Raw genomic sequence first — 20,149 nt, 5'->3', positions numbered from 1 at the left:
GAAAGCCGGACTCCGCACCTATAAACCTTCACCAGCCAGGAGAACTGATGGAACCGTTCAAGGTACACAAGGGGATCGGCGTCCCGCTGCGCCGATCCAACGTCGATACCGACCAGATCATCCCCGCCGTCTATCTGAAGCGCGTTACACGAACGGGATTCGAGGACGGGCTGTTCTCGGCCTGGCGCTCGGATCCGACGTTCATTCTGAACACCGAGCCCTTCAACCGGGGGTCTGTCCTGGTGGCCGGTCCGGATTTCGGCACGGGTTCCTCACGAGAGCACGCGGTTTGGGCGCTCATGGACTACGGCTTCCGGGTCGTGATCTCGTCGCGCTTCGCCGACATCTTCCGGGGCAACTCCGGCAAGGGTGGCCTGGTCGCGGCCCAGATGTCACAACATGATGTCGAATTGCTCTGGAAGTTGCTCGAGGAACGGCCCGGCCTGGAATTGATCGTGGACCTCGAGGCGCGCACGGTGACCGCTGGAACCACCGTGTTGCCCTTCGATATTGACGACTACACCAGGTGGCGCCTGCTCGAGGGTCTGGACGACATCGGGCTGACACTGCGCCAGGAAGGCGCCATCGACGCCTTCGAAAAGGCAAGGCCAGCTTGGAAACCCACCACCATTCCGGACGCTATTTCGCAGGCGTAAACAGTCCTGGGTGTTAGCTGGGAGCTACCAATCGCAGTTGCTGCGCGTGTGCCACGCCACATGAAATTTGGCGTGGCACATAGACTCTTGCCCATTGAGGGTTTACCGTGGTACCTAGTCGGTCCGACGACGGGCCATTAGTCTGCGGAGGATTCAATGAACAAGGCGGAACTGATCGACGTTCTGACCGAAAAGTTGGGTACTGACAGGCGCACGGCCACTGCGGCAGTCGAGCAGATTGTCGACACGATCGTGCGCGCTGTGAACAAGGGTCAGAGTGTCACCATCACCGGATTCGGTGTGTTCGAACAGCGTAAGCGTGCGGCGCGGGTGGCGCGTAACCCCCGCACCGGCGAAACCGTCAAGGTGCGGCCCACTTCGGTGCCGGCCTTCCGTCCGGGTGCGCAGTTCAAGGCGATCATTGCGGGCAAGCAGAAGATCGCCGCGGCCGGTCCGGCCGTGAAACGCGGTGTGGCAGCGCCGGTATCGGGTGCGGCCAAGAAGACGGCCAAGAAGGCCGCTGCCAAGAAGACGACGGCCAAGAAGACCGCCGCCAAGAAGACGACGGCCAAGAAGACCGCCGCCAAGAAGGCTCCGGCCAAGAAGGCAACCGCGAAGAAGACCACGGCCAAGAAGACCACGGCCAAGAAGACGGCTGCCAAGAAGACCACGGTCAAGAAGGCTCCGGCCAAGAAGGTCACGGCCAAGAAGACCGCGGCCAAGGCCACCGCCAAGAAGACCGCGGCCAAGAAGGCCCCGGCCAAGAAGACTGCCGCGAAGCGTACCGCTGCCAAGCGGACCACGCGTCGCTGACGGCATCGCGAAAGCGGCCCCGGCCTTTCGGCCGGGGCCGCTTCGTGTTGTGCGGTAAGGGCTATCGACGTCCGTCGGCGGAGTACGCGCCCTTGGGATCCGCGTCGGGGGAGCGGGCGTCCACCCGCAGGGCGCGATCGAGGTGATCGGCGGCCAGCAGCCGCCCGTCGGCCACCGATAGCACCCAGACGGTGCCCTTGCGATTTCGCGCGGGTGGCAGTGTGACACCGTCGATTTCGGCCCAGCGTTCCAGCAGTGGCGGAATTACCTTGCCCTGACTGCAGATCACGCGCACGACCGGGGCGGAAGCCAGCTCGCGCACGCGGTCCAGCGCATCGTCCGGCGCTGCGGCATAACCGGTTTCGGACAGCAGCGGCTCGCGGCCGATCTCGATGTCGAGCGCGTCCGCAAGCGGAGCCACGGTCTCCACACAGCGCACCGGCGGCGCGGAGTAGATCTCGGTGGCCCCGAACGCCAGCAGATTAGGGGTCAGCGTCTCCGCCTGGTGCCGTCCCGCCTTCTCCAGGGGACGATCGTCGTCGGGGCCCTTGAAACGGTCGCGGCGTCCGGCCTTGGCATGCCGCACCACGAGCAGCGTGCCCGTATCCGGCGGCAGGCGCAGAAAATTGCGGATCATGGTGCGGTCCATCGGATAGGACAGCTGATCCATCACCCGGTCGACGCGATGCCACCGCAGCTGGTCCACTTCCGAATTGGGCTCGAAGGCACCCTCGGTGACCGCGGCGGCCCAATAGTCGACGCGCTTGAGTTTGCGATGCCCGGTCACCGGATAGGTCACATGTCCGAGATAGCGGCCCAGGCGGCATCGCAGGCCCGTTTCCTCGGCCACCTCGCGCACCGCGGCGACGATCGGGGTCTCGCCCGGGTCGAGCTTTCCCTTCGGCAGCGACCAGTCGTCGTATTTCGGCCGGTGCACCACGGCGACCTCGACCAGGCCGGTGCCGGGGGCGTGGCGCCACACCACGGCGCCGGCGGCGAGAATATTGGCGGTCACGCGCGGGTCGGAGAACGAGGTCTCCTCGAAATCCTGTGCCGTCGCGTGATTCACTGCTGATCCGGTCGTCGCAGCCGCATGAGGAACTCCTGGTGGTCGCGCACCGGTTCGGCGTGGTCGGTATCGGGATCGGGCTGGGCCTGCCAGCTGCCGTCGGGTTCGAGTACCCAGCAGCGCGTCGAAGGATGCAGCGCCGAATCGAACACCGCCTCCAGCTGCTTGCACGACTTGGTGTCCTTCACCTGCGCCATGACCTCGACCCGCCGGTCCAGATTGCGGTGCATCATGTCGGCGCTGCCGATCCAGTACTCGTCCTGCGCCTGGAAGTGCAGAACGCGCGAATGTTCCAGGAAGCGACCGAGAATCGAGCGCACCTCGATGTTCTCGCTCATGCCCCGCACGCCGGGGCGCAGCCCGCAGATGCCGCGCACCACGATCTGCACCGGCACCCCGGCCTGCGAGGCCCGATACAGCGCGTCGATGATCTGCTCGTCGACGATCGCGTTGGCCTTCAAGCGGATCCGGGCGGGCAGGCCCTGCTGTGCGAGCTCGGTTTCGCGGCGGATCCGCTCGACGATGCCGGAGCGCACGCTGGACGGGGCCACCAGCAGATTGCGGTAGTTCGCCTTGCGCGAGTACCCGGTCAGCGAGTTGAACAGGTCGGTCAGGTCGGCGCCGATTTCCGGTGCGGCGGTGAGCAATCCGACATCTTCGTACAGCCGCGCGGTCTTCGGATTGTAGTTGCCGGTGCCGATATGGCAGTAGCGGCGGATGGTGGCGCCCTCGCGGCGCACGACCAGGCACGTCTTGCAGTGCGTCTTGAGCCCGATCAGGCCGTAGACGACGTGCACGCCCGCCTGTTCCAGCTGGCGTGCCCATTTGATGTTGGCCTGCTCGTCGAAGCGGGCCTTGATCTCCACCAGCGCCACCACCTGCTTACCGGCCTCGGCGGCGTCGATGAGCGCGTTGACGATGGGGGAGTCGCCGGAGGTGCGGTACAGGGTCTGCTTGATCGCCAGCACCTGCGGGTCGGCGGCGGCCTGCTCGATGAAGCGCTGCACGCTGGTGGAGAACGAGTCGTACGGGTGGTGCACCAGCACGTCGCCCTCGCGCAGGGCCGCGAAAACGTTTCTGGGCGTCTCTCTTTCGCCGAAGGCCGACGGCGTGGCCGGGACGTAGGGTGCGTCCTTGAGCTGCGGCCGGTCCACCCCGTAGGCCTGCCACAGGCACGACAGGTCCAGCAGGCCCGGCACCTGGATCACGTCACCGGGATCGACGTCGAGCTCGCGCAGCAGCAGATCGAGCATGTGCTCGGTCATATCGTCGGACACTTCCAGGCGGACCGGCGAACCGAAGCGCCGCCGCGCCAGCTCGCGCTCCAGCGCCTGCAGCAGATCCTCATCGCGGTCCTCGTCGACCTCGAAGTCGGCGTTGCGGGTGATGCGGAACGAATGTTGTTCCACCACATCCATTCCGGGGAAGAGTTGATCCAGGTGCGCGGCGATCAGGTCCTCCATCGGCAGGAAGGCCGCGAGCCGGGTGGGGGCGGCGGCGTCGGGGACCGAGCGGCGCACCCGCACGAAGCGGTCGACATTGTCGGGCACCTTGACGCGGGCGAAATGTTCGCCGCCGGTCTCGGAATCCTTCACCGTCACAGCGAGATTGAGACTCAGGCCGCTGATGTAGGGGAACGGGTGCGCCGGATCCACGGCCAGCGGAGTGAGCACCGGGAACACCTGATCCTGGAAGTATCCCGAAAGTCGCTGTCGCTCATCGTCGTCCAGGTCCGACCAGCCGATGATGGCGATGCCCTGCTCCACCAGCGCCGGCTGCACCTGGTCCAGGAACACCCGGGCGTGGCGGGCCGCCAGATCCTGCGTGCGCTTGGCGATCATCTCCAACTGCTCGCTGGGCGTCAGGCCGTCCGCCGAGCGCACCGACAGACCGGCCTCGGCGCGGCGCTTCAGGCCCGCGACCCGAACCATATAGAACTCGTCGAGGTTCGAGGCGAAGATGGCGAGGAACTTGGCCCGCTCCAGCAGCGGCTCGGAGGTGTCCTCGGCCAGGGCCAGCACCCGGGCGTTGAAGTCCAGCCAGCTCAGCTCTCGGTTGAGGTAGCGATCTGCTGGCAACTGCGGCGTCGCGGAGGCGGAGGGCGGCGGCGTCGCCGCCGGGGGCGCCGCGGGCAGGCGCGGCTGCTGCCCTGTATCCGTATCGCTCACGATGACGCCTCGCTAGCGCTCGGCGTCATCGTGCGCGGTGCGCGCTGTGCCGATGGTTCACTCGCAAGCTCCCTCACGATGACGATCATTCCTTACCGGTCGGGCGGCGCGGTGTCCGGCACCACCGATTTCGACAATGTACGACGCCGTTCCGGCGATCATCTGGCACACATGTGATTCGCCGCATACCTCCGTGTGAGTTTTCGGTGAACAGGTTCGGGCCACCCGATGGCGCGCAGCACCGCGGCGGTGGCCGGGCCGACCCCCAGCGCGGCCGCCCGGTGCAGGTCGTCCTCGGTGTCGACATCCAGCCGCAGGCCCGGCCAGTCGCCCTCCAGATCCTTTGCACCCGAAGCGATGTGGCGGCGGGCCGAATCGGGGCCGAACAGCGGGTCCAGCGGGGCCAGGCCGTCGCGCACCAGCAGGGCGGCGGTGCCGTGACCGGCGTGATCGGCGACGATCGCGCGGCCGGGCGGGGCGGAGGCCAGCATGTCGGCCAGCTCGCCGGGGCACAGCGCGGGCAGATCGGCCTGCAGCGCCAGTAGATCGACCGCGCCGCGCCGGTTTCGCACCGCGGTGGCGGCGGCGGTGAGCGCGGCGTTGAGCCCATCGCTCGGGATGTCCGGCGAGTCGACGGCGGAGTGCGGGGTCGGGCCGTCGTGTCCGTTCGGCTGCCGCCCCGGATCCGCATCGCCCACCGGGTCCGGATGGACCGCTGCGCCCAACCCCCGCACGGTGGTGGCCACCTCGTCGTCCGGGGTCACCACCGTGACCGAACCGAGGCCCGCGGCTATCGCGGCGGTAACGGTGTCCGACAGCATCGCCAGCACCAATCGCGACCGCTGGCCGGGTGGCAACCGGTCGGCGAGTCGGCTCTTGGCGCGATCGAGGTGTTTCACCGCGATCACGGCGTGCACTGCATCCGGACGCATGTGCCAATCGTCCCACGAGGTGTTTGATGGCGCCGCCTCCGCCGTCGCGGGGTTTTCGGCGCCCCGAAGTAACGGCTGGCTATCGCTTCCCGGAGGGTTTCCCTTTCGTTCCGTAGTCGGGGCGGTGGGGTGTGGCGGATGGCATATTGGCTGTCATGACTAGGGCGGCAGTGATGGGTGCGGGGTCGTGGGGCACCGCGTTCGCGAAGGTGTTGAACGATGCGGGCACCGAGGTGACGGTGTGGGCGCGGCGGCCCGAGGTGGCCAAGGTCTTGGCCACCGAGCATCGCAACCCGTCCTATCTGCCCGATGTGGAGCTGCCCGGGATCTCGGCCACCGACGACTTCCGGGTGGCGCTGGACGGTGCGGACACGGTCGTGCTGGCCGTCCCGTCGCAATCGCTGCGCGCCAATCTCGAGGTCTGGAAGGACGCGATCGGGCCCGACGCCACGCTGCTCAGCCTGGCGAAGGGGATCGAGACCGGCACGCTGCTGCGGATGAGCGAGGTGATCGCGTCGGTGACCGGCGCCGGGACCAGCCGCATCGCGGTGCTGTCGGGGCCGAATCTGGCGCGCGAGATCGCCGCCCAGCAGCCCGCCGCCTCCGTCGTGGCCTGCACCGACGCCGCACGGGCGGAGGCGGTGCAGCACGCGTGCGCCACCGGTTACTTCCGCCCGTACACGAACACCGATGTCGTGGGCTGCGAGATCGGCGGCGCCAGCAAAAACGTCATCGCCCTGGCCTGCGGTATCGCCGCGGGAATGGGTCTGGGCGACAACTCGATCGCCAGCCTCATCACCCGCGGCCTGGCGGAGATCATCCGGCTGGGGGTGGCGCTGGGCGCGAATCCGGTCACGCTGGCCGGGCTGGCGGGGATCGGTGATCTGGTGGCGACCTGCACCTCGCCGTTGTCACGAAACCGGTCGTTCGGGTATGTGCTGGGCGAGGGCGGGTCCATGCAGGCGGCGCAGGAGGCCACGCACGGGCAGGTCGCCGAGGGCGTCAAGTCGTGCACGTCGATTCGCGCGCTGGCCGAGCGTCAAGGGGTGGAGATGCCGTTGACCACCGCGGTGCACCGGGTCTGCCACGAGGGCCTGTCGGTGGCGGAGGCGGTCGGTCAGTTGCTCGGGCGGCGGATGAAGCCGGAATGATTGATCACCGCCCGTCCCGGGTACGGTTCGCTCTATGAGCAACCGGATCAGGGTCGCGGTGGTCTTCGGCGGACGCAGCAACGAACACGCCGTGTCGTGCGTGTCGGCAGGCTTCGTCCTGCGCAGCCTGGACCCCGAGCGGTTCGACGCGGTGCCGATCGGCATCACCCGCGAGGGCACCTGGGTGCTGGGTGATTCCGACGCCCGCGCGCTCGCGATCGCCGACCGGTCGCTTCCCGCGGTGGATTCGTCCGGCGCCGAGTTGGTGCTGGCGGCGGATCCGACCCGCTCCGGCAAGCTGCTGGCGCTGGGCGACACGGGGTCCGGCCTCGGCGCGGTCGATGTCGTGTTCCCGGTGCTGCACGGCCCGTTCGGCGAGGACGGCACGATCCAGGGTCTGCTGGAGCTGGCGGGCCTGCCCTACGTCGGGCCCGGGGTGCTGGCGAGCGCCACCGGCATGGACAAGGAGTACATGAAGAAACTCCTTGTGGCCGAGGGACTTCCGGTCGGAGACCACGTGGTGCTGCGGCCGGGCGCCGCAACGCTGTCCGAGACGGACCGGCACCGGCTCGGGCTGCCGGTATTCGTCAAGCCCGCACGGGGTGGTTCGTCCATCGGCATCACCAAGGTCGACGATTGGGACGGGCTGGACGCGGCCGTCGCGGTTGCGAGGCAACACGATCCGAAGGTGATCGTGGAGGCGGCCGTCGTCGGCCGCGAAGTCGAGTGCGGCGTCCTGGAATTCCCGGACGGCCGGGTGGAAGGCAGTGTGCCGGCGGAGATTCGGATGCCCGACGCCGACCCCGGCGCGGCGGCTCCCGAGTTCTACGACTTCGACACCAAGTACCTCGACGACGTGTGCGAGTTCGATATCCCGGCCAAGCTGAACGACGATGTGACCCAACAGATCCGGGAGCTGGCGGTGCGGGCGTTCCGGGCGCTGGACTGCCAGGGCCTGGCCCGGGTCGACTTCTTCGTCACCGCCGACGGTCCGGTGCTCAACGAGATCAACACCATGCCCGGCATGACCTCCATCTCGATGTACCCGCGCATGTGGGAGGCGACCGGCATCGACAACCGGTCGTTGATCACCACGCTCGTCGATACCGCCGTGGCCAGGGGCACCGGGCTGCGCTGACGCGTATCCTCGACGAGGTGCTCGTCGCGATGACCATCCCCGGCTTGGCGCTGCTGATTATCGCCATCGCCTTCGCCGAGGTGACCTATCGGAAGGTGACCGGCCGCGCGGCCCTGCCCTGGATGCGAGGCGAGGAGGGCGAGCGCGCCTCGGCGATCGGATTCGAACAGTTCGACGCCCTGTTCACCTCGGCCAAGCGCCACGAGTTCGAGCAGCGCCAGTCGGTGCTCATGCACCGCGAGAACCCGGGCGACGGCACGCCGGGCGGTTTCGACCTGGACCTGAACTCCGGCAAGGCACGACTCCGCCCCTCCTGAACGCTAGCTCGGAACCGGGCCCGGATCGATCGGCCGGGCGGGCATCGTCTTGACGATGGTGTCCGAGATATCTTGCAGCGGTGTCGGTCCCGCGCTGTTGGGCATGGTCACGGCGATGTAGGTGCCGCGGTCGACGGCGAACCACGTGCCGGAGGTGACGCCCGAGGTCTGGTCGCGCAGCTCGAACCAATTCACCCCGTCGACCACCTGCAGCGACGACGCCTTGTTGAATTCCAGCGGGCGGTCCAGACCGCAGCGCAGCACGATCGGCTCACCCCCGTCGGGCAGCTGCCAGGCGGCGGTGGCGGGCGGCGCCGGTTGCGCCAGTTCGGCCTTGGTGTAGTCGCCCAGCTCGTTCGGCAGCGCGGGCAGCAGCGCCGCACAGGCCTCGCCGGTGGCTCCGGGAGCCGGAATGGAACCGAGGGCCAGCGGCTCCCGCACCGGGTTCTGCCGAGACATCACGGCGATCACCAGCACGGCGACGATCAGCGCGACCGGCAGCGCCACGACCGTCGCGATGAGCGCGGGGGAGAACCGGGGAGTCTCGCCGTCGGCAGCGTCACCCGATGTCGCGCCGGGTGCTCGATCCGGGTGCTCGGGCGTGGTGCCTTCGGACCGTTCCGTCTCGCTGCTCATCCGGGGATTCGTCTCCGCTCGTCCTGATATCGCGCCGCGGGTCCGGCGTGCCGCTGCTGGGATGGATTCCGGTCCCGAGCGTAGCGAACCGGATAACGCGGCTCGAGGAGGAGGGGCGCGGCCGGGATGTGCGGCGGCCGTGGATGTGGGTAGTCGGGCCGTAGGTGCGCCGAGCGTGTCCCGCGGCGGTGCGTCGCGTGCGCGCCCGGCCGCGCCAGTACTGTCGATCCGGCCGACGGCGGTTCGGCTCATCGGGAAGGAGAGCGTCATCACCGACAGCACCCCGCGCACGGTCCGCGAACTGGGAGAGTTCGCGCTCATCGCGCGCATGAACGGCGGCCGCAGCCAGAGCGCCGGTGTGCTGCTCGGCCCCGGCGACGATGCCGCGATCGTGGCGGCGCCCGCCGGGCGGTACATGGTGAGCACCGACATGCTGGTGCAGGACCGGCATTTCCGGCTCGACTGGTCGTCACCCGAGGACATCGGGCGCAAGGCCATCGCGCAGAACGCCGCCGACGTGGTCGCGATGGGCGCGGCTCCGAGCGCGTTCGTGGTATCGCTGGGCTGCCCCGCCGACACCCCCGTCGAATTCGTCGACCGGTTCGTCGAGGGCCTGTGGCGCGAGGCGCACCGCGCGGGCGGCTCGATCGCCGGGGGCGATGTGGTCCGCAGCCCCCTGCTCGTGATCTCGGTGACAGCGTTCGGGGATCCGCCCGACCGTCCCGTGCTGCGCTCGGGGGCCCACCCGGGCGACATCGTCGCGGTGGCCGGGCGACTGGGCTGGTCGGCCGCCGGGCTCGCGGTGCTGGCCGCGGGCATCGACCCCGCGAAGTTTCCGGAAATCGTTGCCGCGCACCGAGTCCCGCAGCCGCCGTACGGGACCGTGCTGGGCATGCCCGCCGACGCCCCGATCACGGCCATGGCCGACGTGTCCGACGGCCTGCTCGCCGACCTCGGGCATATCGCCGAATCCTCCGGCATCGCCATCGATGTGGACTCGGACGCGCTCACCGATCCGGCCCTGCGGCCCGCGGCCGACCTGCTCGGCGCCGACCTCACCGCCTGGATCCTCACCGGCGGCGAGGACCACGCCTTCGCCGCCACTTTCCGCGCCGGACAACCACTTCCCGCCGGATGGGCCCCCGTGGGACGGGTCGGCACCGGCTCCGGCGTGACCGTCGACGGCACGCCGTGGACCGGACCGGTCGGCTGGGAATCGTTCGCGGAAGGTGGGTGAGCTACCGTCGTGAAACTCGCCACGCTATGTTGTCCCGACATGGGCGCAAAACCACTGTCGGAGATCATCGATACGGGCTGGGCCGAAGCGCTGGAACCGGTTGCCGACCGGATAGCGGCGATGGGCGAATTCCTCCGCGAGGAGAACAGCGCGGGCCGCGGCTACTTCCCGAAGGGCGAGAACGTGCTACGCGCGTTCCAGCGGCCCTTCGACAAGGTGCGCGTGCTGATCGTGGGCCAGGACCCCTATCCGACCCCCGGGCACGCGATGGGGCTGAGTTTCTCGGTGGCGCCGGATGTTTCGCCGGTCCCGCGCAGCCTGGGCAATATCTTCTCGGAGTACTCCAAGGACCTCGGCCACCCCACGCCGTCCTGTGGTGACCTGTCACCGTGGTCGGACCAGGGCGTGCTGATGCTGAACAGGGTGCTGACCGTGCAGCCCGGCCAGCCCGCCTCGCACCGCGGCAAGGGCTGGGAAGCGGTGACGGAGCAGGCGATTCGGGCGCTCGTCGCACGTCAACAGCCGATGGTCGCGATCCTGTGGGGGCGCGACGCGTCGACGCTCAAGCCGATGCTGGACGGCGTTCCGTACATCGAATCCGCCCATCCCTCACCGCTGTCCGCTTCGCGAGGATTCTTCGGATCGAGGCCATTCACGCGAACCAACGAATTGCTGGGTACATTGGGTGCCGCTCCGGTCGACTGGCGTCTGCCCTGACCGGGGCGCTGACGCTGGATCGAAACAGGAGAAGTTGCATGCAGATCAAGTCCGTGCGTGGCGCCGTCGTCACCGTCGCCGCCGGAGCGGCCATTCTGGGCGCGCCCGCGGCCGCCCAGGCCGCACCGCTGCCGCTGGAGCAGGCGGCCCCGCAGGAAACGACGACCACCGAACAGGCCGCACCGGTGCTGGCGCTGTGGGACCCGCAGACCGGCTCGGCCTCGCTGTCGTCGAACGTGAACGCCTTCGGACTGTGCGCGCTGCAGAGCATCAGTGCCGAGGTGCAGTGCCTCGGCGGAGCGAACTGACCCGGCGAATCATGCGAACCTCGATGGTGGGTGTGAACGCCTCCGTCCGGAACGTGCCATCGAGTTCGAAACCGTATTTCCGATAGAAGGCTTGGGCGCGCGGGTTCTCCTCGAACACCCATAGCGAGGTGTCTGCGTCGGGGCGCAGGACCGCGCGCATCAGGTCGTGGGCGACGCCGGTGCCGTACCAGGCGGCTCGCACGTATATCGCGTTCACCTCGCGGGCGGCCACCGGCGGGCGGTCCCGCGACGGGCCGCCGCTGGCGAATCCGATGACGGTGTCTCCGGTGAGGGCGACCGTCGTGGAGTCCGGGTACCGCAGGCGCACCCGCTCCCACTGCTCGGCGCGGCGGTCGACGTCGAACGCGGCGAGCACGTGCTGCGACACCAGGTCCCGATAGGCCTCACGCCAGCAGGCGATATGGCATTCGGCCAGGCTGCGGGTGTGCTCGGCCGCCAGCGGCACGATTCGCCAGTTGCGCTCGGTCACTGATCCCCCTTGCCGTGCGAGGCTACCCGCGGAACGACGACGGCGCCCCGGTCACCCTCGCGGGTGCGCCGGGGCGCCGTTCGACAGTTTCGCGCAGCTCAGCCGCGGACCACCTTGCCCGCCTTCAGGCAGGAGGTGCACACGTTCATCCGGCGGGTGTTGCCCGGGGCAACCTGCGCGCGGACGGTCTGGATGTTCGGGTTCCAGCGACGGTTGGTGCGCCGGTGCGAGTGCGAAACCGACTTACCGAAGCCGGGGCCCTTGGCGCAGACGTCGCAGACGGCAGCCATAGTCGCGAGCTCCTTCATGTCATGTGGGGACTGCTGTCTTCGCGGGACAGCCTGTCCGGAAACTTTGTCGTCATGCCTGCCCGCGGAGACCCGCTGGCGAACGCGGCCGATCCACGGCTGCGTGAGGCAACCCTGCAAGACTAGCCGGGGCCGGTGATCGATGTCCAATCAGGGTCTTCGACGCCCGCGGGGGTCTGTGGCGTACCGCACAGTGGGGCATCGGCGGGGTCGCACCCGCGATGCTCGACTGCGCCTCCTCGCGTGTCGGAGCGGGAGACTAGGCTGGCGGTCGGGGTTTGGCGGATCGCAGCTGCGGCGAAAGGACGGTGGCGTGCCCGGGGTCCGGGAGGAGCTGGATGGTGCTGCACTCGCGCGGTGGGCTCGGCTCTGCCTGGACGGATTCGAGCGGTGCCGCGACGAGATCAATGCGCTGAACGTCTTCCCGGTCGCCGATGCCGACACCGGCACCAACATGCTGGTCACCATGCGAGCCGCGGTGCGGGCGGTCGAGGCCGAGGTGTCGGGACCCGGCAACGACAGCGAGCCGTCGGCGCGGCCTGCTTCTGGCGGCGATCCAGCTGCACGTGCGGAGAGCGCGGGCATGAGCCGGGCGCTCGACGCGGCCGCGATGGATCCGGGGGCCGACGGCGGCGCCGGGCGGCGGGCGCGTGAGAGTGCGCCGGTAGCGGATCCCACCGCTGTCCGTGCGGTGGCGGGAGCCATGGCGCGAGCGGCGACCGCTGGGGCGCGGGGGAACTCGGGCATCATCCTGTCTCAGGTGTTGCGTGGGATCGCCGAAGGCGTTGCGGCAGGTCCGCTTACGGCCGCCACGCTGCCGAAGGCGTTGCGGCGGTCCGCCGTTCTGGTGCGGGAGTCGCTGAGCGAACCCGTCGAGGGCACCATGCTGACCGTGCTGGAGGCGGCGGCGGACCGGGCCGAGGACTGCGCGGACGACACCCTCGCGGCGGTGGCCCAGACCGCGGCCGACGGGGCGGCGAAGGCGCTGGGCGATACCCCGTCGCAGCTGGACGTGCTGCGTGCCGCCGGGGTGGTGGACGCGGGGGCGCGGGGGCTGCTGATCCTGCTGGACGGCCTGGTCACGGTGGTCACCGGGCAGGTTCCGTTCCGGCCGGAATACAAGGAGTTCGAGCCGGTGCCCGCGGTCCGCGCCGCGGCCGCGCGCTCTCGGCCGCGCGGTCGTTCGGGGGCGTCTGCTTCCGGCGGCGGCTCGACCCCGGGTGCGAGCCGGGACCTGGCGGCTCTGCTCGGAACCGCCGGTCCGTCCTGTGCCGGAACGGCGGCGAGTTCGTTCCGTGCGGCGGAAACGGCAGCGGCCCCGGACGGTACGGACGACGATGACGGTGTGGCGCGACCGCAGTACGAGGTGATGTACCTCCTGTCCGGCACCGACGAGAACCGCATCGCGGACCTGCGCGACTCCCTTGCGCGCCTGGGCGATTCGGTCGTCGTCGTCGGTGACGGCAGCGGTACCTGGTCGGCACACGTGCACTGCGCCGATGCGGGCGCGGCCGTGGAGGCGGGCCTGAACGCGGGCGCCGTGAGCCGCATCCGCATCGAGGGTCTCGTGGTGGACGAACACCAGGGGTTCGGCCCGGCCGACCGCGGGATCCTCGCCGTCGCCGCGGGTGCGGGCGCGGCCCGGCTGTTCGAGGACGCCGGGGCGGTCGTGCTGGACGGCGAGGTGACCGCCGAGGCGCTGCTGACCGCGATCCGGGACATGCCGCACCGCGAGGTGGTGGTGCTGCCCAACGGCGCGCTGCCCGCCCACGAACTGGTCGCGGTGAGCGTCGCCGCGCGGGACGGACAGCGCGAGGTGCTGATGCTGCCGAGCGGGTCGATGGTGCAGGGGCTGGCGGCGCTGGCCCTGCACGACGGCGGCCGCACCGCCGCCGACGACGTATTCGCCATGTCCGAGGCGGCCGCCGCGACCCGGTGGGGCGCCCTGCGGGTGGCCGCGGAGCGGGCGCTGACCATCGTCGGCACCTGCGAGCGGGGTGACGGCCTCGGGCTGGTCGGGCACGACGTCGTCGTGATCGATCCGGTCGTCGGGGTGGCCGCCCGCACGCTGCTGGATCGGATGCTCGGCCTCGGCGGCGAACTGGTCACGCTGCTGCTGGGCGCCGAGGCCCCGGCCGGCCTGAGCGAGGCGCTGACCGGGCACATCATCGCCAACTTCCCGGGCGTCGAGGTCATCACCTACGACGGCGGGCAATCCGGTGACCTGGTGCAGATCGGGGTGGAATAGATGACGACGCTGCGCGACAGGCTCGATCACGTGCTGGGCGTGAAGGCGGCCGAGCCGCTGGCCGACGCCTTCGATATGCACACCGTGGAGGACCTGCTGCGGCACTACCCGCTGCGTTACGCGACGCAGGGGCAGCCGCTCACGGAGGAGGCGCCGGAGGAGGGCGCGCACCTCACCGTGGTCGGCCGGGTGACCAAGACCGAGAAGCGCCCGATGCGCCAGCGGCGGGGGAATCTGCTGAAGGTCGAGCTCGACGCCGGCTCCAGCCGCCCCGTGGAGATCACCTTCTTCAACGGCGACAAGGTGAATTACCTTGTCAAACAGGGCGTTCGGGCGATGATGTCGGGCACCGTGCACTACTGGCGCCCCGACCGGTGGAACCTGTCGCACCCGTCGTATCTGATCCTGCCCGAGGCCGGGGAGTCGGTGGAGAACCTCACCTCGGTGCGCGGCAGCGGCAACCTGCGCGGGCTGGCGCAGAGCGCGAAGGGCGCAGGGGGAGTGGATGTCTCGTTCTTCGAACGCGAGTACATCCCCGTGTACGCCGCCACCGCCAAGGTGCAGAGCTGGGACCTGCTGGCCTGTGTCCGGCAGGTGCTCGATCAACTGGATCCGATCGACGACCCGCTGCCCCAGGACATTCGGGAGGACCGCGGCCTGATGGCCGTGACCGATGCGCTGCGGCTGATCCATCTGCCGGAGCGCAAATCCGATATCGAACAGGCCAGGGAGCGTTTGCGTTTCGACGAGGCGCTGGCCCTGCAGCTGGTGCTGGCGGAGCGCCGCCACGATGCCGAGGGCCGAGCCGCGAAGTCGTGCCCGCCCCGCACCGACGGCATCGCAACGGCTTTCGAGCAGCGCCTGCCGTTCGAGCTGACCGCCGGGCAGCAGAAGGTGATCGCCGAGATCTCCGACGACCTGTCCCGCGACCATCCGATGCACCGGCTGCTGCAGGGTGAGGTCGGCTCGGGCAAGACGATCGTGGCCCTGCACGCGATGCTGCAGGTGGTCGACGCCGGGTCGCAGTGCGCGCTGCTGGCGCCGACGGAAGTGCTTGCCGCTCAGCACTATCGGTCGCTGCGCGCGATGCTCGGCGATCTCGGCACCGCGGGTGAGCTCGGTGCCGCGGAGAACGCCACGAAGGTGACGCTGGTGACGGGCTCGATGCCGACGGCCGCGAAGAAGGCGGCGCTGCTGGACGCGATGACCGGTGCGGCGGGCATCGTCATCGGCACCCACGCGCTGATCCAGGACGCGGTCGAGTTCCACGATCTCGGCATGGTGATCGTCGACGAGCAGCATCGCTTCGGTGTCGAACAGCGGGATGCGCTGCGCGCCAAGGCCAAGAACGGGATCAGCCCGCACCTGCTGGTGATGACGGCGACGCCGATCCCGCGGACCATCGCCATGACGACGCTGGGCGACCTGGAGACCTCCACGCTGACCGAGCTGCCGCGCGGGCGCTCGCCCATCACCACCAAAGTCGTTCCCGCCAAGGCGCATCCGGCCTGGGTGGAGCGGGCCTGGGAACGCATTCGCGAGGAGGTGGCCGCGGGCCGTCAGGCATACGTGGTGTGCTCGCGCATCGGCGACGAGGACGAGAACGGAAACGGCAAGGGGCGCAAGAAGAAGTCGGACGAGGAGAAAGAGGCCCCGACCACGCACGCGGCGACCGATGTCTTCGAGACGCTGCGCGGCGGTCCGTTCGCGGATCTGCGAGTGGGCCTGCTGCACGGCCGCCTGCCCACCGACGAGAAGGACCGTGTGATGCGGTCGTTCAACGACGGCGACGTGGACGTGCTGGTGTGCACCACCGTCGTCGAGGTCGGCGTGGACGTGCCGAACGCGACGGTGATGGTGATCGTCGACGCCGACCGGTTCGGGGTCAGCCAGCTGCACCAGCTGCGCGGGCGCGTCGGCCGCGGCAAGCATCCGGGCCTGTGCCTGCTGATCACCGAGACCTCGCCGATGGGCGGCGCCATGGTCCGGCTGGATGCGGTCGCGGGCACCCTCGACGGCTTCGAGCTGTCGGTGCTCGACCTGCGTCAGCGCCGCGAGGGCGACGTGCTCGGTTCCGCGCAGTCGGGCACCGCCCGCAGCCTGCGCCTGCTGTCCCTACTGGACGACCTCGAGGTCATCACCACGGCGCAGCAACTGGCGCGGGAACTGGTCGAGGCCGACCCGGGCCTGAAAAACCACCCCGGCCTGGCGAGCATGATGCGCGCCGCGGTAGACGCCGAACGCCTGGAATACCTGGCCAAGTCATAACCCGCCCGGAATCTACCGGGTGGAAACTTGTCGGTGGTCGGTGAGATGCTGCCAGGGTCGATTTTCTGGAGGCTGCGAGGCAGGAGGGAGCGCCGGTGGTAGCGATCGATCTCGAATGGGGGCGCAAACCCTCTCTGCCGCAGGTGCTTTCCCGGTTGCGGCCGCGTCAGGGCATCGGCGGCGTCCCGCCGACCGTGCTGGTGCTGCTCGGCATCGTCAGTGTCCAGATCGGCGCCGCGCTGGCCAATCGGCTGTTCGCGGCCACCGGACCGGGCGGTGCGGTCAGCCTCCGGTTGTTCTTCGCAGGCATCGTGCTGCTGATCTTCTGGCGCTCCGCGCTGCGCATCGAGCGTCGCGCCCTGCCGGTGGTCGTCGCGTACGGCACCGTGCTCGCCGCGATGAACCTGTTCTTCTACGAGGCGATCGACCGCATCCCGCTCGGCATGGCGGTCACCATCGAATTCCTGGGCCCGCTCGCGGTGGCGCTGGCCGGGTCGCGTCGCTGGACCGACCCGGTGTGGGCGGTGCTGGCCGGCGGCGGTGTCCTGCTGCTCACCCACGCCGACGGTCCGGTGGTCTGGGCGGGCATCGCGTTCGCGTTGGCGGCCGCCGCGTGCTGGGCGGGCTACATCCTGCTCAGCGCCAAGCTCGGCGAGAGGACCAGCGGCGGTGGGGGATTGGCGCTCGCGATGGCCTTCGGCGGCGTGCTGATGGCCCCGGTCGGCATCGCCGAGGCCGGAACCGCGCTGCTCCAGCCGTCCGTGCTCGCCGCCGGATTCGGCGTCGCCATCCTGTCCTCGGTGCTCCCGTATTCGGTGGAACTCGAGGCCCTGCGCCGCATCCCGCCCCGCGTCTTCGGCGTCCTGATGAGCCTGGAACCCGCCGTGGCCGCCTTCGCCGGCCTGGCGGTCCTCGGCCAGCTGATGAACATTCAGCAGTGGGGCGGCATAGCCTGCGTCGTCGCCGCCTCCATCGGCGCCACACGCAGTGCAAAGGTGTGACGTCCAGCCTCCCGTCTGTTGTGCCGCCACGCACCGGCATACCGCTCGGGCGGTATGGTGGATGTCGTGCGGGACCGGGGGATCGAGTTCAAGCCGGATGCGGATGACCCGAAGCGGGTGACGGTGGCCAGGGGCCTGCCGAGCGGACTGTCGCGCGCGGAGATCACCTTCCGTATCGAGGGCGGGATCAGGGGCACCCGGGTGGTGCGGCGCTCCGAGGCCGGGTTCGCGCATCTCCGGACCATCGGCAACGGCGGGTATGAAGGTTCGTGGGGTGCGGTGACCCAACTGTCCTTGGCCGATGCCGCGCATTACCTGACTCAGGTGCAGCAGCGTATAACGCTGCAGGAGAACGAGATCCGCCGTCGGCGCGAGGCCGTCGATCTCACCTGCCCGTGGTGTGACCAACAGCGGACCTACATCGGCGTGCTCGGATTCCTCACGGGGCACAGCGGGCTGCTGACCGATCATCCGAGCGACTGGGGTCAGGAGGTCCTGAAACAACATGCCTATCGATGCGGTCGGTGCGGTTCCATGCAGTTCTTCGCCGATGGCTATCTCGCTCACCCGCTCCCCGGCCGCCCGGCGGATGAGCAGACCTCGGAGTAGGCCGCGGACCTTCCGGGCGGCGCCCTTTCATCGAGGGCGGGGTGCGCGGCGGTCCTTGCGGGCTTCGAGTTCCTCGGGGGAGACGAGGGTCAGCATCGGTTGACCGGGGAGACAGACCATGGCGACGACGAATCGGCTCTTGCGGTCGGGCAGGTTGTCCCGGGTCTGGTAGTGGATCAGGTCGCCGCCGGGCTCCCAGAACGCCTCCCCCGCCCGGATGATTCGTTCCGGTTCGCCCTCCAGCTCGAACACCATCTCGCCCTCGAGCATGTAGCCGAAAACCGGTCCGGGGTGGCGGTGCGGTGGAGTGCCGGGATCGCCGGGCTGCAATTCGATTGTCGCGGTTGTTATCTCGGCGCCCTCGGGTATGACGGGCGGGGTCACGGTGAGCAGGGGCGTCAGGACGGTCGCGGAGCCGGTCGGGTGTGCGCCGGTGCCGGAGTGTGAGCCGCCCGGTTCGGCGGGCGAGTCACCCGGTCCGGCCGCGGCGGGTGCGGCCACCGCCGCGCCGCCGACGACGAGTCCTACCAGTAGTCGGAACCGCTTCCAGAGCTTCGTGTTTCGGGTCATGACCGGACGTTAAGCCGTTATTGGCTCCCTGGACAGTTCCAGTTGCCGCGCAATCCAGGGTGCCAATCAGTGGCTATCGAAGGTTCGGGGACGCAGCAGTTCGGCCAGTGCCGCCATCGCCTGGTCGATACCGCCCGGGGTGATGTTGCCGTAACCGAGGACCAGGTCTCGCGCCGGATGTGCCGGTGCGGCCTGAAATGTCGTGAGCGATTCGAGGTGGACTCCCACCCGGGCCGCTCGTTCGCGCACCAGATCCGCGTCGTGATCATCGGTCAGGGTCGCCAAAGTCTGTACACCGGCGGGAATTCCGCTCAGGTGCAGCGGGAGCCGGTACCGGGTGATCGCGGCGTCGAGAGCCTGCCGGTTCTCCCGGTAGCGGGCCCTGCTGTGGCGGATGTGCCGGTCGTAGGCGCCGCTGTCGATGAGCTCGGCGAGTGCCAGCTGTTCCAGCGTGGGGTTGCCCCTGTCGATGAGGAATCTGCTGTGGCGCAGCTCGTCTGCCAGGCGGGGCTCGCAGACGATCCACCCCAGCCGCAGCGCCGGAGCGAGCGTCTTGCTCACCGAGCCGAGGTACACCACCGACGCCGAGGCCCTGCCCTGCAGTGATCCCACGGCACGGCGGTCGAAGCGGAACTCGCCGTCGTAGTCGTCCTCGATCACCAGGGCGCCGGTGCGAGATGCCCACGCTACCAACGCTTCCCGACGATGAGGCGCCAGCACCACACCGGTCGGGAACTGGTGGGCCGGGTTCACGATGACGGCGTCGACACCGTGCTCGGGCAGGGCGTCGACCACGAGCCCATCGCCGTCGACGGGGATCGGCAGCGGCCTCAGCCCGGCGTGAGCGATCAGCGGCGCGCGCTGGTGCAGGCCGGGATCCTCCAATGCGATCACCCGGGCGCCACGCCGGCCCAGGACCCGGCACAGCAGATCCAGGGCGTGCATGACTCCGGCGCACACGAGCGTGGATTCGGGGGTGGCGGCGACACCGCGCACTCGGCCCAGGTAGGCCGCGAGCACGGCGCGCAGCCTGGGATGGCCTGCGGCATGCGGATACCCGAAGTCGGCGTTACCGGCCTCGGCGAGGGCGGTGAGCCATGCCCGCCGCCAGGCTCGTCGCGGAAAATGTGAGATCGCGGGCTGCCCGGGCCGCATATCCCAGCGTCGCGGAACCGGAACGGCCGGACCGGGGGTGATCGGCGCGGCGGTGGTGGCGGCGACGTCGGAGACCCGGGTGGCCGAACCCTGGCGCGCCGTCAGATACCCCTCGGCCACCAGTTGCGTGTACGCCTCCACGACCAGCCGCCGCGACACCCCGAGATCGGCCGCGAGTACCCGGCTCGCCGGGAGGCGCTGGCCCGGCCGCAACCGACCGTCCCGCACCGCATCGCGCAGCGCGGCCTCCACCTGCGCACGCAGCGGCGCACCGCCGTCGGCAGTCAGGGTCAGGTGGATCTCCGGACCCGAATTGGTACCTGAAGCAGACACGGAAGTGGAGCTTACCGGGGGTCCA

The 20,149-nt window shown here is 69.5% G+C and carries 20 protein-coding genes; 12 read left to right on the top strand and 8 right to left on the bottom strand.

Annotated features, from left to right (window positions below):
- Window positions 1–47 precede the first annotated feature (47 nt).
- Window positions 48–656, top strand: a complete 609-nt coding sequence (gene leuD / locus NM1_RS03570) for a 3-isopropylmalate dehydratase small subunit (protein ID WP_068013771.1) — start codon at window positions 48–50, stop codon at window positions 654–656.
- 156 nt (window positions 657–812) lie between these two features.
- On the top strand, window positions 813–1,469 hold the full coding sequence (locus NM1_RS03565; RefSeq protein WP_068013769.1) for an HU family DNA-binding protein: 657 nt from the start codon (window positions 813–815) through the stop codon (window positions 1,467–1,469).
- A 61-nt stretch (window positions 1,470–1,530) separates the two neighbouring features.
- Here NM1_RS03565 and NM1_RS03560 read toward each other — a convergent pair whose 3' ends face one another.
- The 3 genes from NM1_RS03560 to NM1_RS03550 all read right to left on the bottom strand — a co-directional run bounded on the left by NM1_RS03560 (window position 1,531) and on the right by NM1_RS03550 (window position 5,638).
- Window positions 1,531–2,538 carry an NUDIX hydrolase gene (locus tag NM1_RS03560; RefSeq protein WP_246011421.1) on the bottom strand — a complete coding sequence of 336 codons (1,008 nt, stop codon included), beginning with the start codon at window positions 2,536–2,538 and terminating at the stop codon, window positions 1,531–1,533.
- Window positions 2,535–4,706, bottom strand: coding sequence for an RNA degradosome polyphosphate kinase (locus NM1_RS03555; protein ID WP_068013768.1), 2,172 nt, complete (start codon window positions 4,704–4,706; stop codon window positions 2,535–2,537). Before NM1_RS03555 ends, NM1_RS03560 begins: the two co-directional genes overlap by 4 nt.
- A gap of 158 nt (window positions 4,707–4,864) precedes the next feature.
- Window positions 4,865–5,638 (bottom strand): CofC family guanylyltransferase, encoded by a 774-nt coding sequence (locus NM1_RS03550; RefSeq protein WP_068013766.1) that lies wholly within the window; start codon window positions 5,636–5,638, stop codon window positions 4,865–4,867.
- 155 nt (window positions 5,639–5,793) lie between these two features.
- Between NM1_RS03550 and NM1_RS03545 the strand changes: the two genes are divergently transcribed.
- Genes NM1_RS03545 through NM1_RS03535 form a run of 3 tightly spaced genes read left to right on the top strand, consistent with a single transcriptional unit; the run spans window position 5,794 to window position 8,244 of the window.
- Window positions 5,794–6,789, top strand: coding sequence for an NAD(P)H-dependent glycerol-3-phosphate dehydrogenase (locus tag NM1_RS03545; RefSeq protein ID WP_068013764.1), 996 nt, complete (start codon window positions 5,794–5,796; stop codon window positions 6,787–6,789).
- Window positions 6,790–6,823: 34 nt separating this feature from the next.
- Entirely contained in the window at window positions 6,824–7,927 is a 1,104-nt protein-coding gene (locus NM1_RS03540) for a D-alanine--D-alanine ligase family protein (RefSeq protein WP_068013762.1), read from the top strand.
- Between the two features lie 17 nt (window positions 7,928–7,944).
- Window positions 7,945–8,244, top strand: coding sequence for a DUF6191 domain-containing protein (locus tag NM1_RS03535; protein ID WP_246011420.1), 300 nt, complete (start codon window positions 7,945–7,947; stop codon window positions 8,242–8,244).
- A gap of 3 nt (window positions 8,245–8,247) precedes the next feature.
- On the opposite strand, the gene NM1_RS03530 is transcribed toward NM1_RS03535, so the two are convergent.
- On the bottom strand, window positions 8,248–8,880 hold the full coding sequence (locus NM1_RS03530) for a DUF3515 domain-containing protein (protein WP_084519122.1): 633 nt from the start codon (window positions 8,878–8,880) through the stop codon (window positions 8,248–8,250).
- A gap of 268 nt (window positions 8,881–9,148) precedes the next feature.
- Between NM1_RS03530 and NM1_RS03525 the strand changes: the two genes are divergently transcribed.
- From NM1_RS03525 to NM1_RS03515, 3 genes are read left to right on the top strand one after another with little or no spacing between them, the layout of a single operon-like run.
- Window positions 9,149–10,117: a thiamine-phosphate kinase gene (locus NM1_RS03525; protein WP_068013954.1), complete on the top strand. Its 969-nt coding sequence runs from the start codon at window positions 9,149–9,151 to the stop codon at window positions 10,115–10,117.
- A gap of 39 nt (window positions 10,118–10,156) precedes the next feature.
- A complete protein-coding gene (locus NM1_RS03520; protein ID WP_068013760.1) occupies window positions 10,157–10,834 on the top strand; it encodes a uracil-DNA glycosylase in 678 nt (225 codons plus the stop codon).
- Window positions 10,835–10,872: 38 nt separating this feature from the next.
- A complete protein-coding gene (locus NM1_RS03515; protein ID WP_068013758.1) occupies window positions 10,873–11,142 on the top strand; it encodes a hypothetical protein in 270 nt (89 codons plus the stop codon).
- Here NM1_RS03515 and NM1_RS03510 read toward each other — a convergent pair.
- Together NM1_RS03510 and rpmB are read right to left on the bottom strand one after the other, a co-directional pair.
- Complete coding sequence (locus NM1_RS03510; protein WP_068013757.1) at window positions 11,105–11,632, bottom strand: GNAT family N-acetyltransferase; 528 nt, start codon at window positions 11,630–11,632, stop codon at window positions 11,105–11,107. The genes NM1_RS03515 and NM1_RS03510 overlap by 38 nt on opposite strands.
- A gap of 98 nt (window positions 11,633–11,730) precedes the next feature.
- Window positions 11,731–11,922 carry a 50S ribosomal protein L28 gene (gene rpmB / locus NM1_RS03505; protein WP_011210730.1) on the bottom strand — a complete coding sequence of 64 codons (192 nt, stop codon included), beginning with the start codon at window positions 11,920–11,922 and terminating at the stop codon, window positions 11,731–11,733.
- Window positions 11,923–12,253: 331 nt separating this feature from the next.
- Here rpmB and NM1_RS03500 point away from each other — a divergent pair, with 331 nt between their 5' ends.
- The 4 genes from NM1_RS03500 to NM1_RS03485 all read left to right on the top strand — a co-directional run bounded on the left by NM1_RS03500 (window position 12,254) and on the right by NM1_RS03485 (window position 18,066).
- Complete coding sequence (locus tag NM1_RS03500) at window positions 12,254–14,188, top strand: DAK2 domain-containing protein (RefSeq protein ID WP_246011419.1); 1,935 nt, start codon at window positions 12,254–12,256, stop codon at window positions 14,186–14,188.
- On the top strand, window positions 14,189–16,456 hold the full coding sequence (gene recG, locus NM1_RS03495) for an ATP-dependent DNA helicase RecG (protein ID WP_068013755.1): 2,268 nt from the start codon (window positions 14,189–14,191) through the stop codon (window positions 16,454–16,456).
- A 95-nt stretch (window positions 16,457–16,551) separates the two neighbouring features.
- Window positions 16,552–17,457, top strand: coding sequence for an EamA family transporter (locus tag NM1_RS03490; protein ID WP_068013753.1), 906 nt, complete (start codon window positions 16,552–16,554; stop codon window positions 17,455–17,457).
- Between the two features lie 66 nt (window positions 17,458–17,523).
- Window positions 17,524–18,066 carry a hypothetical protein gene (locus tag NM1_RS03485; RefSeq protein ID WP_147289018.1) on the top strand — a complete coding sequence of 181 codons (543 nt, stop codon included), beginning with the start codon at window positions 17,524–17,526 and terminating at the stop codon, window positions 18,064–18,066.
- Between the two features lie 27 nt (window positions 18,067–18,093).
- Here NM1_RS03485 and NM1_RS03480 read toward each other — a convergent pair whose 3' ends face one another.
- Together NM1_RS03480 and pdxR are read right to left on the bottom strand one after the other, a co-directional pair.
- Window positions 18,094–18,468 (bottom strand): cupin domain-containing protein, encoded by a 375-nt coding sequence (locus tag NM1_RS03480; RefSeq protein ID WP_068013950.1) that lies wholly within the window; start codon window positions 18,466–18,468, stop codon window positions 18,094–18,096.
- 234 nt (window positions 18,469–18,702) lie between these two features.
- A complete protein-coding gene (pdxR, locus tag NM1_RS03475; RefSeq protein WP_068013749.1) occupies window positions 18,703–20,124 on the bottom strand; it encodes a MocR-like pyridoxine biosynthesis transcription factor PdxR in 1,422 nt (473 codons plus the stop codon).
- Between the last annotated feature and the right edge of the window lie 25 nt (window positions 20,125–20,149).

The sequence above is a fragment of the Nocardia mexicana NBRC 108244 genome (genome assembly GCF_001613165.1).
GTDB classification, from domain to species: domain Bacteria; phylum Actinomycetota; class Actinomycetes; order Mycobacteriales; family Mycobacteriaceae; genus Nocardia; species Nocardia mexicana.
This window is presented reverse-complemented; position numbering and strand designations above follow the sequence as displayed.

What these genes read in the sequence shown, in the direction of transcription:
- NM1_RS03540 (WP_068013762.1), top strand. Translation starts at nt 6,824, where the DNA reads ATGAGCAACCGGATCAGGGTCGCGGTGGTCTTCGGCGGACGCAGCAAC.
- NM1_RS03565 (WP_068013769.1), top strand. Translation starts at nt 813, where the DNA reads ATGAACAAGGCGGAACTGATCGACGTTCTGACCGAAAAGTTGGGTACT.
- NM1_RS03520 (WP_068013760.1), top strand. Translation starts at nt 10,157, where the DNA reads ATGGGCGCAAAACCACTGTCGGAGATCATCGATACGGGCTGGGCCGAA.
- NM1_RS03550 (WP_068013766.1), bottom strand. Translation starts at nt 5,638, where the DNA reads ATGCGTCCGGATGCAGTGCACGCCGTGATCGCGGTGAAACACCTCGAT.
- leuD (WP_068013771.1), top strand. Translation starts at nt 48, where the DNA reads ATGGAACCGTTCAAGGTACACAAGGGGATCGGCGTCCCGCTGCGCCGA.
- recG (WP_068013755.1), top strand. Translation starts at nt 14,189, where the DNA reads ATGACGACGCTGCGCGACAGGCTCGATCACGTGCTGGGCGTGAAGGCG.
- NM1_RS03515 (WP_068013758.1), top strand. Translation starts at nt 10,873, where the DNA reads ATGCAGATCAAGTCCGTGCGTGGCGCCGTCGTCACCGTCGCCGCCGGA.
- NM1_RS03545 (WP_068013764.1), top strand. Translation starts at nt 5,794, where the DNA reads ATGACTAGGGCGGCAGTGATGGGTGCGGGGTCGTGGGGCACCGCGTTC.
- rpmB (WP_011210730.1), bottom strand. Translation starts at nt 11,922, where the DNA reads ATGGCTGCCGTCTGCGACGTCTGCGCCAAGGGCCCCGGCTTCGGTAAG.
- NM1_RS03530 (WP_084519122.1), bottom strand. Translation starts at nt 8,880, where the DNA reads ATGAGCAGCGAGACGGAACGGTCCGAAGGCACCACGCCCGAGCACCCG.